14 protein-coding genes, 1 tRNA gene, 1 rRNA gene and 1 pseudogene are annotated in these 15376 nt (G+C 55.1%); 6 read left to right on the forward strand and 11 right to left on the reverse strand.

The window, feature by feature from the left end; all coding sequences use genetic code 11:
- Positions 1–374: 374 nt before the first annotated feature.
- A 5S ribosomal RNA gene (rrf, locus tag SK47_RS01620) occupies positions 375–490 on the forward strand.
- A 95-nt stretch (positions 491–585) separates the two neighbouring features.
- Here rrf and SK47_RS01625 read toward each other — a convergent pair.
- Positions 586–1206, reverse strand: coding sequence for a DUF2238 domain-containing protein (locus SK47_RS01625; protein WP_032608268.1), 621 nt, complete (start codon positions 1204–1206; stop codon positions 586–588).
- Positions 1207–1320: 114 nt separating this feature from the next.
- Positions 1321–1396: transfer RNA gene (locus tag SK47_RS01630), tRNA-Phe, on the reverse strand.
- Between the two features lie 169 nt (positions 1397–1565).
- Here SK47_RS01630 and SK47_RS01635 point away from each other — a divergent pair.
- Together SK47_RS01635 and SK47_RS01640 are read left to right on the forward strand one after the other, a co-directional pair.
- On the forward strand, positions 1566–2411 hold the full coding sequence (locus SK47_RS01635) for an AraC family transcriptional regulator (RefSeq protein WP_048243384.1): 846 nt from the start codon (positions 1566–1568) through the stop codon (positions 2409–2411).
- Positions 2412–2448: 37 nt separating this feature from the next.
- Positions 2449–3039 (forward strand): LysE family translocator, encoded by a 591-nt coding sequence (locus SK47_RS01640; protein WP_048243386.1) that lies wholly within the window; start codon positions 2449–2451, stop codon positions 3037–3039.
- On the opposite strand, the gene SK47_RS01645 is transcribed toward SK47_RS01640, so the two are convergent.
- The 5 genes from SK47_RS01645 to aspA form a co-directional block, all read right to left on the reverse strand.
- A complete protein-coding gene (locus SK47_RS01645) occupies positions 3036–3611 on the reverse strand; it encodes a transcriptional regulator (protein ID WP_048243388.1) in 576 nt (191 codons plus the stop codon). The genes SK47_RS01640 and SK47_RS01645 overlap by 4 nt on opposite strands.
- Before the next feature lie 49 nt (positions 3612–3660).
- Positions 3661–5370, reverse strand: coding sequence for a protein-disulfide reductase DsbD (locus SK47_RS01650; protein ID WP_003855907.1), 1710 nt, complete (start codon positions 5368–5370; stop codon positions 3661–3663).
- Positions 5346–5669 carry a divalent cation tolerance protein CutA gene (cutA, locus tag SK47_RS01655; RefSeq protein ID WP_003855908.1) on the reverse strand — a complete coding sequence of 108 codons (324 nt, stop codon included), beginning with the start codon at positions 5667–5669 and terminating at the stop codon, positions 5346–5348. The genes SK47_RS01650 and cutA overlap by 25 nt, the downstream gene beginning before the upstream one ends.
- 113 nt (positions 5670–5782) lie before the next feature.
- Positions 5783–7084 carry an anaerobic C4-dicarboxylate transporter gene (locus SK47_RS01660; protein WP_003855921.1) on the reverse strand — a complete coding sequence of 434 codons (1302 nt, stop codon included), beginning with the start codon at positions 7082–7084 and terminating at the stop codon, positions 5783–5785.
- Positions 7085–7200: 116 nt separating this feature from the next.
- The gene (gene aspA, locus SK47_RS01665; protein ID WP_003855923.1) at positions 7201–8637 is read right to left on the reverse strand and encodes an aspartate ammonia-lyase; all 1437 of its coding nucleotides are present in this window, start codon (positions 8635–8637) and stop codon (positions 7201–7203) included.
- Positions 8638–8972: 335 nt separating this feature from the next.
- Here aspA and SK47_RS01670 point away from each other — a divergent pair, with 335 nt between their 5' ends.
- Positions 8973–9437, forward strand: a complete 465-nt coding sequence (locus SK47_RS01670; protein ID WP_003855925.1) for an FxsA family protein — start codon at positions 8973–8975, stop codon at positions 9435–9437.
- Between the two features lie 23 nt (positions 9438–9460).
- On the opposite strand, the gene yjeH is transcribed toward SK47_RS01670, so the two are convergent.
- On the reverse strand, positions 9461–10708 hold the full coding sequence (yjeH, locus tag SK47_RS01675) for an L-methionine/branched-chain amino acid transporter (protein ID WP_003855927.1): 1248 nt from the start codon (positions 10706–10708) through the stop codon (positions 9461–9463).
- Positions 10709–10886: 178 nt separating this feature from the next.
- Between yjeH and SK47_RS01680 the strand changes: the two genes are divergently transcribed.
- Together SK47_RS01680 and groL are read left to right on the forward strand one after the other, a co-directional pair.
- Positions 10887–11180 (forward strand): co-chaperone GroES, encoded by a 294-nt coding sequence (locus SK47_RS01680; RefSeq protein WP_003855929.1) that lies wholly within the window; start codon positions 10887–10889, stop codon positions 11178–11180.
- A 40-nt stretch (positions 11181–11220) separates the two neighbouring features.
- Entirely contained in the window at positions 11221–12867 is a 1647-nt protein-coding gene (gene groL, locus SK47_RS01685; protein ID WP_003855930.1) for a chaperonin GroEL, read from the forward strand.
- A 65-nt stretch (positions 12868–12932) separates the two neighbouring features.
- Here the strand turns inward: groL and iadA are convergent, their stop codons facing one another.
- From iadA to SK47_RS01700, 3 genes and pseudogenes are all read right to left on the reverse strand, one after another.
- Entirely contained in the window at positions 12933–14096 is a 1164-nt protein-coding gene (iadA, locus tag SK47_RS01690; protein ID WP_045351094.1) for a beta-aspartyl-peptidase, read from the reverse strand.
- Between the two features lie 10 nt (positions 14097–14106).
- Positions 14107–14572, reverse strand: a pseudogene (locus SK47_RS01695) (YjiG family protein).
- Positions 14569–15216, reverse strand: a complete 648-nt coding sequence (locus SK47_RS01700; protein WP_022650246.1) for a nucleoside recognition domain-containing protein — start codon at positions 15214–15216, stop codon at positions 14569–14571. Before SK47_RS01700 ends, SK47_RS01695 begins: the two are co-directional and overlap by 4 nt.
- Positions 15217–15376 lie beyond the last annotated feature (160 nt).

Genomic DNA, 15376 nt, shown 5'->3' on the forward strand with positions numbered 1-15376 from the left:
ACAGTTCGGTCCCTATCTGCCGTGGGCGCTGGAGAATTGAGGGGGGCTGCTCCTAGTACGAGAGGACCGGAGTGGACGCATCACTGGTGTTCGGGTTGTCATGCCAATGGCACTGCCCGGTAGCTAAATGCGGAAGAGATAAGTGCTGAAAGCATCTAAGCACGAAACTTGCCCCGAGATGAGTTCTCCCTGAGACCTTGAGTCTCCTGAAGGAACGTTGAAGACGACGACGTTGATAGGTCGGGTGTGTAAGCGCAGCGATGCGTTGAGCTAACCGATACTAATGAACCGTGAGGCTTAACCTTACAACGCCGAAGGTGTTTTGGCGAAGAGACAGACACGATTTTCAGCCTGATACAGATTAACAGAATTTGCCTGGCGGCTTTAGCGCGGTGGTCCCACCTGACCCCATGCCGAACTCAGAAGTGAAACGCCGTAGCGCCGATGGTAGTGTGGGGTCTCCCCATGTGAGAGTAGGGAACTGCCAGGCATCAAACAAGTGAAGAGGCCATCCGCAAGGATGGCCTTTTTGCGTTTGTTTGCTGAAAAACGGCAGGCCGTAAGGCGAAGCCGCCATCCGGCAACTCAGAGCGCACTATCCACATTCAAACGACGCAATTGCCGCTGATGGAAACGCCCAAGGATCAGCACCGTCGTTAACGCACCAAGCAGCGCGCAAAACATATCAGACTGGGTATCCCATGGATCGCCCTGCGTCCCCAGAAAATCATCCGCACCCTGTCCCATCGCCAAAGCAGCCCACCACTCAATGAGTTCATAGGTGGCGCTAATGGCCAGAGCAACACAGCACACCAGAAACCCCGTCATCTTATGTCCACGAACATACCCACCGCGCAGCAGAATTTCTCGCGCTGCCAGTGCGGGAACCAGCCCCTGGAAGAAGTGACCGAGCTTGTCATACGGATTTCGGCTAAGCCCGAGCATCTCCTGAACCTCAAAACCAACCGGAACCTTTGCGTAGGTGTACATTCCACCAACCATCAGAATGATGGCGTGGAAGAAAACCAGAGTATAGAGAAGGGGAGTCAAAGGGTATCGCCGGTGTGTGGCAAGCAGAAGTGGGATGATGATAATGACGGGCGTCACCTCCATCAACCAGGTGACGCGATCGCTCGTGAACAGGCCGGTATAAAACAGGATCATCAGCAGGAGCAGTGACCCGGCTTTTAAAGCAGATAAGGTCATATCATTTTCATTGTCAGGAAAAAAAAATCACTATTACCTGACAGAAGGGAAAATTCAATGCGTAGCGGGGACAGAAAAGCAAAAACCCAGCCATAGGCTGGGTTCTTTAAATAGTGGTGCCCGGACTCGGAATCGAACCAAGGACACGGGGATTTTCAATCCCCTGCTCTACCGACTGAGCTATCCGGGCAACGGAGCGCATTAAACCGCAATCGCGCGCGATCGTCAACATTATTTCGGGAAAAGCTGTTCAACTGCTTAAGTTTGCGGCAATCTGTCCGTTTGTGCCCTGGAATTGCACAAATCTTCCAGACAGTTCAGGCAAGATGTGACAATGCTGACGGTAAGAGGAGGGCAGTATGGCAAACGACTGGCTTGAGCTGCTTCAGCATGCAGAAACAGGTATTGAGACAATTAAGGCGCATTTCGAAGGACATGCCTTTGATCCCCACTGGCATGATAGCTATCTGGTCGGAATAACCCTTTCCGGTACGCAGCAGTTCCACTGTCGCCGTGAACGCCACCGTAGCCAGCCGGGCGATGCTTTTTTACTTGAGCCCGGGGAGATCCATGACGGTGATGCGCCGGTAGAGGGCGGCTTTACTTATCTGACCTTTTATCTGGATGAACACTGGCTCACCCATACGCTTCAAGGCCTGTATGACTCTACTCCCGGGAGTTACACTCTCCACTTTGCCCAAACGCTGACACGAGAGCCTCAGTTGGTGCGCGCTATCGGTGATACATTTGCCTCGTTGCATAACGATGAGATGAAGATCGTCCAACAGAGCACAATGGATAACCTGCTCTCTCAGATAACTACCCACTGCCACTGGCGTAAGAAACTCCCGTCGCAATTACAAAGCTCCGCTGTGGCGCATCGTGCCCGCGACTATCTCTATGCGCATATCGGCGAGAACGTGGGGCTATCAGACCTTGCCCGCGAGACGGGTACGGATCGCTTTACCCTCACCCGCTGTTTTAAACGCGAATTTCACCTGGCACCGCACGCCTGGCTTATCCAGCTGCGACTGGCAAAGGCCCGACAGATGCTGGCGTGTGGGGAACTGCCTGTTGATGTTGCGACGGCAGTGGGTTTTGCCGATCAAAGCCATCTTGGTCGCTGGTTCCAGCGTGCATACCGTATTTCTCCGGCACACTACCGCCGGTTGTGCACAAACCTTCCAGACGTTTCCAGAAAATAACGGCACATTCGTGGCTCTAATAAAAAAGGAGTCACCTGTGAATTTATTACCCTTCCTGCTGTTTGCATTTGTCGCCTCGATTACACCGGGGCCAACCAACATTCTGGTACTGGCTAACAGTCAGCACTTTGGCGTAAAAAATACGGTTCCTGCGATCCTGGGCGGGTGTATTGCCGCCAGCGCTATTGTTCTGGTTTCAGGCGCTGGGGCAGGAGAAGTGTTACGCCAGTATCCATTAATACGTCAGGTAATGAGCTGGGCGGGTGTGCTGTGGCTTTCCTGGATGAGCTGGCAGCTGTTTAGCGCCCCGGCCGCGAATCTCTCCTCCAGAAGTCACGTCCGATTTACCGCGCGGGCGGCGGCGTTACTACAGGTTGTAAACCCAAAAACATGGATGATGGCGCTGGCAGTTGTCAGCCTGTTTACTCCGGCAAGCGACCATGCATTACGGGATATTACGCTGATGGCGCTATGGTTTCTGGCGATCTCCGTGGTCTGTTTGTTGTGCTGGGCGTGGCTGGGGAAGGCGGTGAACCGGATTTTCCGCACCACCGTGGCGATGGTGCGATTTCAGCGCGCGATGGCGCTGTGTTTGTTTATTTCCGCCTGGATGGGAATGCTGGCTTAGGTCAGTGCACCACCCATACGACACTGCGCGAACCGCAAAATATCTTCCGCCAGACGGTGCGCCGTATCCACATCCGCCTGGCTACGGTTCACCGGCATGCGGCTCAGGCAACCTTCCAGCACCAGCTCCATCTGCTTCGCGACCATTGCCGGATCATCCACTTCAAGTGTGGTCAGCAGCTCATGTGTGAACTCGTGCGCGGCTCGTTTTTGCTGATCTGCCAGTTGATGGATGGGGTGCCCAGGATCCGGATAGTAGGTGCAGGCGGCGATAAACAGACAACCTGGGTAACGGTTGTTGGTAACACACTCCGTCAGTGCGGTATAGCGCGCCAGCAGCTTTTGCTCGGTGGTCAGTTCTTCATTCAGCATCAGCTGCCTGCGCCAGATATCCACCTGCTGGCTGAGATAGCGCAGGGCATCGTACAGCAGCGCCTCTTTATCCGGCCAGAAGCGCCTAAGTTCATCCAGAGGGTAATCGATACGGTCGGCGACCATCTCAAGCGTGGTGCTGGCGATCCCTTGAATCTCAAGCAATTGCAGGGCTTGTCCCAGTACGTCTTCGCGTTGCACGGTTATCTCCTCCGCTATTCCCAACGGTTTGTCCCGTCTAAAGTGTTGTTTACGGTTGGCGATTGCGCAAATGCGCGTTGAATGCCGTCGCGTCCATAAACCCGGTTACACGCTGCGTCGGCTGTTCTTCCCCCTGTTCATTGAAGAACAGGATGGTAGGCAACCCGAGCACGTTAAGTTGCTTCAGCAGAGCCTTATCCTGCGTGCTGTTGGCGGTTACGTTCGCCTGGAGCAGAACGGTATCGCTCAGCGCATGTTGTACCTGCGGATCGCTGAAGGTGTATTTTTCAAACTCTTTGCAGGCCACGCACCAGTCGGCATAGAGATCGAGCATGACCGGTTTGCCTTTCGCCTGCGCCAGGGCGTGGTTAAGGTCATCCACGTTTTTAATCTGTATAAAATTCAGATGAGCCTGCGTTTGACCTGCCGGGGTGCCAAACGCCCAGTCCTGTAGCGGACGGACGCTCACCAGCGCGGCCGCCAGCAGAAGGATCTGTAGCAGGCGCATCCACGGTTTCTTCGCCCCCAGACTCACGATAAACGCCCAGCTGAAGAAGGCCACGCCGAGCATCGCCCAAAGACGTGTACCCCACACATCACCGATGATGCGCTCCAGCAGAAATACCGGCAGCGCCAGAATGACAAAACCAAACGCGGTTTTCACCGTCTCCATCCACGGGCCGCTTTTCGGCAGCAGACGATTGCCAAACACCGTCACCAGGATCAGCGGCAGGCCCATGCCGAGCGCGTAGAGGTACAGCGTGCCGCCGCCGAGCCACAGGTTGCCGCTCTGAGCAATGTATAACAGAATGGCGCTCAGCGGCGCAGTGGTGCAGGGGGAGCAAATCAGCCCGGCGATGGCACCCATGGCGAACACGCCGCCCGCAGAGCCACCCTGCTGACGGTTGCTCATCAGCGTCAGACGGGTTTGCAGGGAAGAGGGCAGTTGCAGGGTGAACAGGCCAAACATCGACAGCGCCAGCAGAATAAACACCGCTGACAGTCCGATAAGCACATAAGGATGCTGAAGGGCGGCCTGGAACTGCAACCCGGCAGCGGCGACCACTAGGCCGAGCGCCGTATAGGTTAACGCCATGCCCTGTACATAGATAAAGGCCAGCAACAGCGCACGGGCGGTGGAAAGGCGTTGTTTACCGCCCAGCACGATGCCAGAGATAAGCGGGTACATAGGCAGTACGCAGGGCGTAAAGGCGATGCCGATACCAATCAATAACGCCCAAAGTGCTGAGAACGGAAGGTCTGAAGTGGCTTCGCCTGCGCCTTCACCCTTCATCCTGGCCCTCTCCCCTGATGGGAGAGGGGAGGCAGCGCCTTTCACTTCGCTAAGCGGAACGACCTTTGTTTCAGGTGGGTAACAGAATCCGGCGTCTGCGCAGCCCTGATAGGTGACCGTTAATGTGGCACCTTTATCGGCATGGTTCACCGTGACGGGCACGCTTAAGCGCTGGCGATAAATTTCACTCTTACCGTAGAACTCGTCCTCGTGCCACACGCCAGCGGGCATCTGCAATGCGCCGACGTTCGCCTTTGTCGGCGTGATGCTGACCTGCTTGCGATAGAGGTAGTAACCCTCTTTCACCTGCCAGGTGAGACTGAGATCGTGCTGGTTTTGCTGAAAGTCGAAAACGAATGCCTGATCGGCAGGAATAAAGTTCGAACGGCCGGGTGCGTCAAACAACCCGGCAAAAACTGACGTGCTGCACAGCAGCAGGATCAGCGTAATGAAGCGTTGAGCCATGAGAGATAATCGTTATCGCCGTGGACCACTGGCAGCACCAGCAGCTCCGGGGTTTGGTATGGATGATGAGACTTGAGGCAGTCGAGGAGAGCCTGCTGGTTTGTCAGGTTGGTTTTGAGCAACATCTGGACTTCGTACTCTTGCTCCAGCTTGCCTTCCCAGTAATAAAGAGAGGTGGCGCCGGGAAGAAGCGTGACACAGGCAGCCAGTTTTTCGGCCAGCACTTTGGCGGCCAGATCCTGGGCAGAAGCTTCATCAGGGGCGGTGCACAGTACAACAACAGCATCAGGCGTGTTCACAAGTCGACCTCCTCATCACGAAAGTCTTCACTATATCACGCAAGGCGGTTGGTCATTAATGAAACGGGCCGCAGAGCGGCCCGTTTTTAACTATTTTTACAACGGCTAATCGTTTACAGCACAATGCCGCCGATGATAAAGCCGAGGATCACGCAGAGCGTAATCGCCACCACGCCCGGGATGAGGAACGCGTGGTTAAACACGTACTTACCAATACGGGTTGAGCCGGTGTCATCCATCTCAACTGCGGCCAGTAGGGTTGGGTAGGTTGGCAGCACGAACAGGGCGGAAACCGCTGCAAAAGAGGCAATCGCCGTCAGCGGCGTAACGCCCAGCATCAGTGCCGCAGGCATCAGCGCTTTGGTGGTCGCAGCCTGGGAGTACAGCAGCGTCGCGGCAAAGAACAGCACTACTGCCAGCAGCCACGGATAGTTGTGCAGCAGGTCGCCTGCAACGGTCTGGATATCGCTGATGTGCGCTTTCACAAAGGTATCACCGAGCCACGCCACGCCCAGCACGCACACGCAGGCGCTCATACCGGATTTGAAGGTGCTGGCGTTCAGCACTTCGCTGGTGTCGATTTTACAGGTGATGCTGATCAGCGTCGCGATGGTCAGCATAAACACCACAATGGCTTCGTTACGCGGCAGAACCGGGTTCTGGATCAGACCTACCGTGTCGCTGATGGCGGTCGCGTAGAACATCACGGCGACGATACCAATCAGAAACAGCAGCACGGAGCGTTTTGCATGCGGCTTCAGCTCGAAGACCTGGCTACCGCGCAGGCTCACTTCACCTTTTGCCAGACGCTCCTGGTAAACCGGATCGTCTTTCAGCTCGGCACCGAGGAAGTTACACAGCACGGCAGTGATCATTACCGCAATCAGCGTGACCGGAATACAGATTGCCAGCAGCGTCAGGTAACTTACGCCCATTGGCTCAAGGATGCCCGCGAAGAAGACCACCGCCGCGGAAATAGGCGAGGCGGTAATCGCAATCTGGGAGGCGACCACGGCAATAGAAAGAGGGCGAGACGGGCGAATACCCTGCTCTTTCGCCACTTCGGTGATGACCGGCAGCGTGGAGAAGGCAGTATGGCCAGTACCGGCGAGAATGGTCATAAACCAGGTCACCAGCGGGGCAAGGAAGGTGATGTATTTCGGATGGCGACGCAGCATACGCTCCGCCAGGCTCACCAGGTAGTCCATACCGCCAGCGACCTGCATGGCCGCGATAGCAGCAATAACCGCCATGATGATTTCGATAACGTCAAAAGGGATTGCGCCGGGTTTAATCTGAAAGATCAGGGTAAGTACAAGCACTCCGAGACCGCCAGCAAAACCGATGCCGATTCCCCCGAGTCGTGCGCCCAAATAAATCGCCAACAGGACGATGACGAGTTCTGCTCCAAACATAAAGACCTGCCTTGCTCATTAACAAGTTGATATTGAATTGTTGTGTTTTGGTAACGCCCATAAAGAAAAAAGGCACGTCACAAGTGACGTGCCTTTCGGAAGCTTAGCCTGAACGGTTACTGTTCGCTTTCATCGGTATATCGTTTCGCTTTATATGCCGGGTGCATCAGGTTCTGGGCGGAGAAGATATCGTCCAGTTCGGCTTCGGTCAACAATCCTCGCTCGAGAACCACCTCACGTACGCTCTTACCGGTTTCGGCACAAATCTTCCCGACGATATCGCCGTTGTGGTGGCCGATGAAGGGGTTGAGGTAGGTGACGATGCCGATGGAGTTATAGACGTAGCCTTCACACACTTCTTTATTCGCGGTGATGCCATTAATGCATTTTTCCAGCAGGTTGTAGCAGGCGTTGGTCAGAATATGGATAGATTCAAACATCGCCTGGCCAATCACCGGCTCCATCACGTTCAGCTGGAGCTGACCGGCTTCGGAGGCCATGGTGACGGTCGTATCGTTACCAATCACCTTGAAGCAAACCTGGTTCACCACTTCTGGCACCACCGGGTTCACTTTAGCTGGCATGATGGATGAACCCGCCTGCAACTCTGGCAGGTTGATTTCATTCAGGCCAGCGCGCGGACCGGAGGAGAGCAGGCGTAGGTCGTTACAGATTTTGGACAGTTTCACCGCCAGACGTTTCAGGGCGCTGTGCACCATCACGTAGGCGCCGCAGTCTGAGGTAGCTTCAATCAGGTCTTCCGCAGGCACAACCGGCAGGTTGGACACTTCAGCCAGCTTCTGTACCGCCAGTTGCTGATAGCCATCTGGCGTGTTCAGGCGTGTACCGATGGCGGTTGCGCCCAGGTTCACTTCCAGCAGCAGTTCGGACGTACGCAGCAGGTTTTTCGTCTCTTCGTTCAGCAGCACGTTAAACGCGTGGAATTCCTGTCCGAGGGTCATTGGCACCGCGTCCTGCAACTGGGTACGGCCCATTTTCAGGATGTCCTGGAACTCAACGGCTTTACGCTGGAAGCCATCGCCCAACTGATTAATCGCGTCGACCAGTTTAACGACAGAGGCATACACCGCGATGCGGAAGCCGGTTGGGTAGGCGTCGTTGGTGGACTGACATTTGTTAACGTGGTCGTTCGGGTTCAGGTACTGGTATTCACCTTTCTGATGACCCATCAGCTCCAGGCCGATGTTTGCCAGCACTTCGTTGGTGTTCATGTTGACAGAGGTGCCCGCGCCGCCCTGATAGACGTCGACCGGGAACTGATCCATGCATTTGCCGTTGTTCAGCACTTCATCGCACGCGGCGATAATCGCATTTGCAGCGCTTTTAGGAATGGTTTGCAGCTCTTTGTTCGCCAGAGCCGCGGCTTTTTTTACCATCACCATGCCACGCACAAATTCAGGGATGTCGCTGATTTTGCTGTTGCTGATGTAGAAGTTTTCAATCGCTCTCAGAGTGTGAACACCATAGTAGGCATCCGCTGGAACTTCCCTGGTACCCAACAAATCTTCTTCGATACGAATGTTGTTTAACATGTGAACCTTCTTTTCAAGCTGCCGATGGATTGTACTAAACGCACAGTATATATGTGGTTTTGAATATTTTATGACCGACGATTATTCCCTCAATCGGCCAGATGTTCGAGATCATATGCTGATGATAGCGAATTGCCGTAAGCTGGATCACTTATTATCGACCCGATTTCATGATAATTATTAATCTGTGAAATATGTCACCGCTTTAATATTTCCAGAAAAAATATCCGTGCAAACCGATTGAAATTTGGCTAACCGTCGCCATCTCTTATCTACGCGCTTCGCGAACACATTCAGTCAGGGGCCTGAAGGCGCCTGCTACACAGGAGATGCCAGTGCGCTGGATACCATTTATTGCTTTCTTTCTTTATGTTTACATTGAAATTTCGATTTTCATCCAGGTTGCCCATGTGCTGGGCGTCCTGCTGACGCTGATTCTGGTGATCTTCACCTCCGTCATCGGCATGTCGCTGGTGCGTAATCAGGGTTTCAAAAATTTCCTGTTAATGCAGCAGAAGATGGCCGCAGGCGAAAGCCCGGCCGCCGAGATGATCAAAAGCGTGTCGCTGATTATTGCTGGTTTGCTGCTGATCCTGCCGGGCTTCTTTACAGACTTCCTCGGCCTGCTGTTGCTGTTGCCTCCGGTGCAGAAGCACCTGACCATGAAGCTGCTACCGCATCTGCGTTTCAGCCGTATGCCAGGCGGTGGTTTCAGCACCGGCCCGGGGGATACCTTTGAAGGGGAATACCAGCGTAAGGATGAGCAGCGCGACCGGTTAGATCATAAAGACGATCGGTGAGTTTCTGGCCCGGTGGCGCTCGCTCACCGGGCCTGCGGAGCTTGCCGCTTCGGTAAAAACACCCACAGCCCCGCCAGCATGACGATGGCGTACACACTCTTCCATCCCACCATCGCCAGTAGCATCAGGCACAGGACACACCCGACAGCCGCCAGCGCCTTAAAGCGTCCTTTCAGTAGCCGACAGCCCGCCAGCATGCACAGCAGGTAGATCATGATGAAAATACCGTTGGCGTAGACAATCAGCGCGTCAAGGTTGATGTCGAGGAGATAAATGGCCAGGGAACTCACCACGCAGCAGCCCAGTACGGTATTCAGCGCATTCACCGGAAGCTGACGCTTTGACAGGCGTGAGAGGGGGCTATCCGGTTTATAAAGTGCCTGAGACCACACCAGCCGGGCGAAGCTCTGAATATAAATGTTGAGGCTGGCAAAGCAGGCGAGATAGCCAATCACGCAGGCTACCCACAGGGCTTTAACACCAAACAGCTGCACCACGATGCCCGGCAGCGACGCGGCGGCGGCTTTCTCTTCACTGAACGCGTTGAAGTGCAGCACCAGTACGGTACAGGCCCAGTACACGGTGCCCGCCAGCAGCAGGCCAATCATCAGAGCGCGGGGAAAGTCACGCTCGGGCTGTTTAAACTCGGATGCCAGATGAGCGAACGCCTCCAGACCGACGAAACACCAGAACATGACGGATAGTGCAGCGAAAAGCTGTGCGTGGTCGATGTCGTTAATCGCGGGGAAAGGGATATCCGCCACCGTAATGTCACCCGCAAACCAGATGGCGACGATCAGCGCGACAATTAACACGGCGACCAGCGTTTGCAGATTGGCGCTGGAACTGGCCCCTCGCGAGCCAACCCACCAGACAATCGCCAGCGTACCGATTTCAGCCAGCAGCAGTTGTTCATCGTGCCAGCCAAACAGCGCCTGTCCGAAGCCGGTTGCGATATGCAGGGCTGCCGGAAGGCCAACGGGTATCACCGACAAAAATAGCCAGCCGGTGACACGCTCCATCCGCGGCCCAAACGCCATGCCGACAAAATGCGCTACGCCGCCTGCGCTCGGGAAGTGCCGCCCGAGTATGGCAAAGACAATCGCCACCGGAAACACCAGCACGATCAGCACCGGCCATGCCCAAAGACTGTTATTGCCGGCAACCAACGCCGCCAGCGCGGGAACCGCAAATACCCCCGTGCCTAATAAAGACGTTGAGAGTAAGCCAATGCCCTGCGCCAGCCCCAACTCCTGCCTGAGTCCACTCATTTACCTCGTCCCGCCACCATCAAAAGAGAGTGGATGGTAACACTTTCGCAAATTTTTTTTCGATTACCCCTTGAAGGGGTAAAAAGCTATCCCCATCTCTCAGGGCACTAGCCGGAAAACCGCATGCGGACCGGCGTCATCCATAACTGATAATGACTTTCTCAAAGGAGAGCTATCAATGAGTATTCGTCCGTTACATGATCGTGTGATCGTCAAACGTAAAGAAGTTGAAACCAAGTCTGCTGGCGGCATCGTTCTGACCGGTTCAGCAGCAGCAAAATCAACGCGTGGCGAAATCATCGCTGTCGGTAAGGGCCGCATCCTGGAAAACGGAACTGTGCAGCCACTGGACGTTAAAGTTGGTGACATCGTCATTTTCAACGATGGCTACGGCGTGAAATCCGAGAAGATCGACAATGAAGAAGTGTTGATCATGTCCGAGAGCGACATTCTGGCAATTGTTGAAGCGTAATTAACGCACGAAAACTGTACGAATTTGAGGAAATAAGAACATGGCAGCTAAAGACGTAAAATTCGGTAACGACGCTCGTGTAAAAATGCTCCGCGGCGTAAACGTACTGGCAGACGCAGTGAAAGTCACTCTGGGCCCGAAAGGCCGTAACGTAGTGCTGGACAAATCCTTCGGCGCGCCAACCATCACCAAAGATGGTGTTTCTGTTGCACGTGAAATCGAGCTGGAAGACAAGTTCGAAAACATGGGCGCACAGATGGTGAAAGAAGTTGCCTCTAAAGCGAACGACGCTGCCGGTGACGGTACCACCACCGCGACCGTACTGGCGCAGGCGATCATCACCGAAGGCCTGAAAGCCGTTGCTGCGGGCATGAACCCAATGGATCTGAAACGTGGTATCGACAAAGCCGTCGCTTCCGCTGTTGAAGAACTGAAAGCGCTGTCCGTACCGTGCTCTGACTCTAAAGCCATTGCTCAGGTTGGTACTATCTCCGCTAACTCCGACGAAACCGTAGGTAAACTGATCGCTGAAGCGATGGATAAAGTCGGTAAAGAAGGCGTGATCACCGTTGAAGACGGTACTGGTCTGGAAGACGAACTGGACGTGGTTGAAGGTATGCAGTTCGACCGCGGTTACCTGTCCCCATACTTCATCAACAAGCCAGAAACTGGCGCTGTTGAGCTGGAAAGCCCGTTCATCCTGCTGGCTGACAAGAAAATCTCCAACATCCGCGAAATGCTGCCAGTGCTGGAAGCCGTTGCGAAAGCAGGCAAGCCGCTGGTAATCATTGCTGAAGACGTTGAAGGCGAAGCGCTGGCGACCCTGGTGGTTAACACCATGCGTGGCATCGTGAAAGTGGCAGCGGTTAAAGCACCTGGCTTCGGCGATCGTCGTAAGGCGATGCTCCAGGATATCGCTACCCTGACCGGCGGTACCGTGATCTCCGAAGAGATCGGTATGGAGCTGGAAAAAGCGACTCTGGAAGACCTGGGCCAGGCGAAACGCGTTGTGATCAACAAAGACACCACCACCATCATCGACGGTGTGGGTGAAGAAGCCGCTATTCAGGGCCGTGTTGGTCAGATCCGTAAGCAGATCGAAGAAGCAACTTCCGATTACGACCGTGAAAAACTCCAGGAGCGCGTAGCGAAACTGGCAGGTGGCGTAGCGGTAATCAAAGTCGGTGCGGCTACCGAAGTTGAAATGAAAGAGAAGAAAGCACGCGTTGACGACGCCCTGCACGCGACCCGTGCTGCGGTAGAAGAAGGCGTGGTTGCTGGTGGTGGTGTCGCGCTGGTGCGTGTAGCCGCTAAACTGGCTGGCCTGACTGCTCAGAACGAAGACCAGAACGTGGGTATCAAAGTTGCGCTGCGCGCAATGGAAGCTCCGCTGCGTCAGATCGTGTCCAACGCCGGTGAAGAGCCGTCTGTGGTTGCGAACAAGGTGAAAGCGGGTGAAGGTAACTACGGTTACAACGCGGCAACTGAAGAATACGGCAACATGATCGACTTCGGTATCCTGGATCCAACTAAAGTGACCCGTTCTGCTCTGCAATACGCGGCATCTGTAGCTGGCCTGATGATCACGACCGAGTGCATGGTGACCGACCTGCCTAAAGGCGACGCGCCTGACTTAGGTGCTGCTGGTGGTATGGGCGGCATGGGTGGCATGGGCGGCATGATGTAATCATGCTGTTCTGAACCTCTCAGAACGAGCCCCGGGCAGCAATGCCCGGGGTTTTTTATTATCTTCTACTCAAACGTGCCTTTCACGCACACCACGCCTTCACGCACCATCTGGCGGCCTTTCGCCCAGACCTCACGGATCTTCAGGTCATCCGTCAGCACCAGGAAATCGGCATCGCATCCGGGCGCGATCCGCCCTTTATGCTCCAGACCGAGAAACTCCGCCACGTTACGCGTAAATGGCAGAAGTGCCTCCTCCAGAGGCAGGTGATACCGGCCGACCAGCTGCTGTAGCGTATCAAGCAGGGACTCAAAACCCGCCACGCCAATGCCAACAAGATTACCGTTTGCGTCAAAATTCGGCTGGCTGCCGTTGCCATCCGAGCTGAGCGTGAGCCGGTTAAACGGCACCTGCGCGTCACGGGCCGTCGCGATGGCGGTAGCGGCATCAATGGGCTCACTGATGCTGGTGGTGATGTCGATGTACCCCCCTTCGCGGGCATAGTCCAGTGCGGCGTGGAACAGTGCCTGGGCGCGGTTGACGTGGGTTGGCAGCAGCTTCGTGCGAGGCACGTCGGCGTTATTCAGGATGTTAAGCAGTGGCTCCAGCAGTTTAGGGCTGTTGCCGAGGTGAAATACGGATATCCCCGCTTTGGCGCCCAGCAGCCCGCCGACGCGCGACTGGGCGGCCATATTCGCGAGCTGGTCATCTGCCGGTGCGGAAGAGCGATGGTCAGAAATCGCGCATTTCACGCCAATGATTTTATCAATTAGCGCCACATCCTTTTCGATACTGCCAGTGATCGTCGGAGAAGGCAGGCCATACGCGCCTGTCAGCATCCATGCGCTGATCCCTTCATGCTCAAGTGCCCGCGTTTTCGCCAGCAGCGACTCGGGATGGCGGGTCACGCCGTCGGTGCCCAGCAGGCCTACAACGGAGGTGATGCCAGCCGCCACCAGCGCAGACAATCGTACCTCTGGCGTCCGGGTGTGGGGACCGGCTTCACCGCCGCCGCCAATCAGGTGTACATGCTGATCGATAAACCCCGGGCAAACCACCGCTCCGGCGAGATCGCTTTCAGGACAGTCTGGCCTCATTGTGGCGTGGCCAGCTTTTTCGACTGCGACGATTTTTCCTCCGGCAATCAGCAGATCGCAATGCCCAAGATCCTCGGGAGCGTAAAGCTGCGCATTGCGGAAAAGGTGCGGTTCCAGCACTGAAAAATCCATTTTTATCTCCTCAGAAGAGTAGTTGCATCACCCACATTGAGAGCAGGGCGTTAATGACGCAGACAGCGATGATGTGCGGATAATACTTCGGGTTGACGCCTGCGGTGCCAAGGCAACGACCCGTGTTTTGTTTGCACCGGATTACCCATCAGATAGATGGCGGGCAGCAGGATGGTGGCATCGTGACCGTTGAGCGTGCCGGCAGCGACCAGACTGGCGCAGACCCCCACACCGCCCCCCATGCTCATCACCGAGGCCAGAAGAACCGTTGCCGCCGCACCCGGAAGTCCCCACAGAGCCATGATGGGCTCGCATACCCTGCCGACAATATCCAGCAGGCCGGTTACCTTGAGCGCCTGAATGATAACAAACGCCATGACCACGTTCGGCAGCAGGCTGGTGGTGGCGATGGTAAAGCCGCGGCGGGCGCCATCGATAAACAAGTCCATGATATTTTTACGCGACCGGGCGATCATTTTTCCTCCTGAGCGCAGCGAACTTCCATGTGGGCGATCCACAGTCGCAGAAAGTTCGCGCCAACAAATTTGAACACCAGAATGACGGCAAGCGGCGTGATTACGGGGACGGTAATAAAGGTAAAGAGTGCGGCGCCGGAAGAAAAATAGTTGGTAATAATGGCGCTACCGCTGGTCTGGAAGGTGGCGAAAATGGCGCGCTCATGGTCAGTAATTGCCCCTTCGTTGGTCAACTCTTTGGTCATCCCTGCGGCAGCATCAGTATTTTGCAGGTTGGCGATAAGCGCCAGAGAGCAAATGCCCGGCACGCCGAGCAGCGGGCGCAGAATGGGCGTCATAAGCTGTTGTGCGGCGCGCAGCCCGCCCAGCCCCTCGGTAACGGCAATGATCCCGAGCGATAAAATGACCGAGGGCGCCAGTTCAAGGGCAAACAAAAACCCATCTTTCGCTCCCGTGCCGCCCTCGCCGCGAAACGTCAGCGCACCGTTCACCGGTCCAAAGCTGCCGTTCAGGACGGTAAAATCCAGCACGCGCCACCATTCGGTACTTTTGGCGAAAAAACCTGAGAAAAATACGATGGTGAGCACGAACGCCAGATAGCCCACCCAGGTTACTTTTTCCTCTCCTGAGGATGATGCACTCATGAAACCCCCTTTTTTGAGTCGCGTACAAAAGTTGTACGTCGCATCACTAAAAACGATCGGGGGCTAAAACACGATATCCCAAAGGTTATTATCAGAATTCATTTAAGATGTCGGAGGAGTGCCAGCGGAATCTGGCTCGCAGAAATGCTCAGCATTTTTC

The sequence above is a fragment of the Enterobacter sp. BWH52 genome (assembly GCF_001037565.1).
In the GTDB taxonomy this organism is placed as follows: domain Bacteria; phylum Pseudomonadota; class Gammaproteobacteria; order Enterobacterales; family Enterobacteriaceae; genus Enterobacter; species Enterobacter hormaechei_C.

What these genes read in the sequence shown, in the direction of transcription:
- SK47_RS01625 (WP_032608268.1), bottom strand. Translation starts at nt 1,206, where the DNA reads ATGACCTTATCTGCTTTAAAAGCCGGGTCACTGCTCCTGCTGATGATC.
- SK47_RS01635 (WP_048243384.1), top strand. Translation starts at nt 1,566, where the DNA reads ATGGCAAACGACTGGCTTGAGCTGCTTCAGCATGCAGAAACAGGTATT.
- SK47_RS01650 (WP_003855907.1), bottom strand. Translation starts at nt 5,370, where the DNA reads ATGGCTCAACGCTTCATTACGCTGATCCTGCTGCTGTGCAGCACGTCA.
- SK47_RS01660 (WP_003855921.1), bottom strand. Translation starts at nt 7,084, where the DNA reads ATGTTTGGAGCAGAACTCGTCATCGTCCTGTTGGCGATTTATTTGGGC.
- aspA (WP_003855923.1), bottom strand. Translation starts at nt 8,637, where the DNA reads ATGTTAAACAACATTCGTATCGAAGAAGATTTGTTGGGTACCAGGGAA.
- yjeH (WP_003855927.1), bottom strand. Translation starts at nt 10,708, where the DNA reads ATGAGTGGACTCAGGCAGGAGTTGGGGCTGGCGCAGGGCATTGGCTTA.
- SK47_RS01680 (WP_003855929.1), top strand. Translation starts at nt 10,887, where the DNA reads ATGAGTATTCGTCCGTTACATGATCGTGTGATCGTCAAACGTAAAGAA.
- groL (WP_003855930.1), top strand. Translation starts at nt 11,221, where the DNA reads ATGGCAGCTAAAGACGTAAAATTCGGTAACGACGCTCGTGTAAAAATG.
- iadA (WP_045351094.1), bottom strand. Translation starts at nt 14,096, where the DNA reads ATGGATTTTTCAGTGCTGGAACCGCACCTTTTCCGCAATGCGCAGCTT.
- SK47_RS01700 (WP_022650246.1), bottom strand. Translation starts at nt 15,216, where the DNA reads ATGAGTGCATCATCCTCAGGAGAGGAAAAAGTAACCTGGGTGGGCTAT.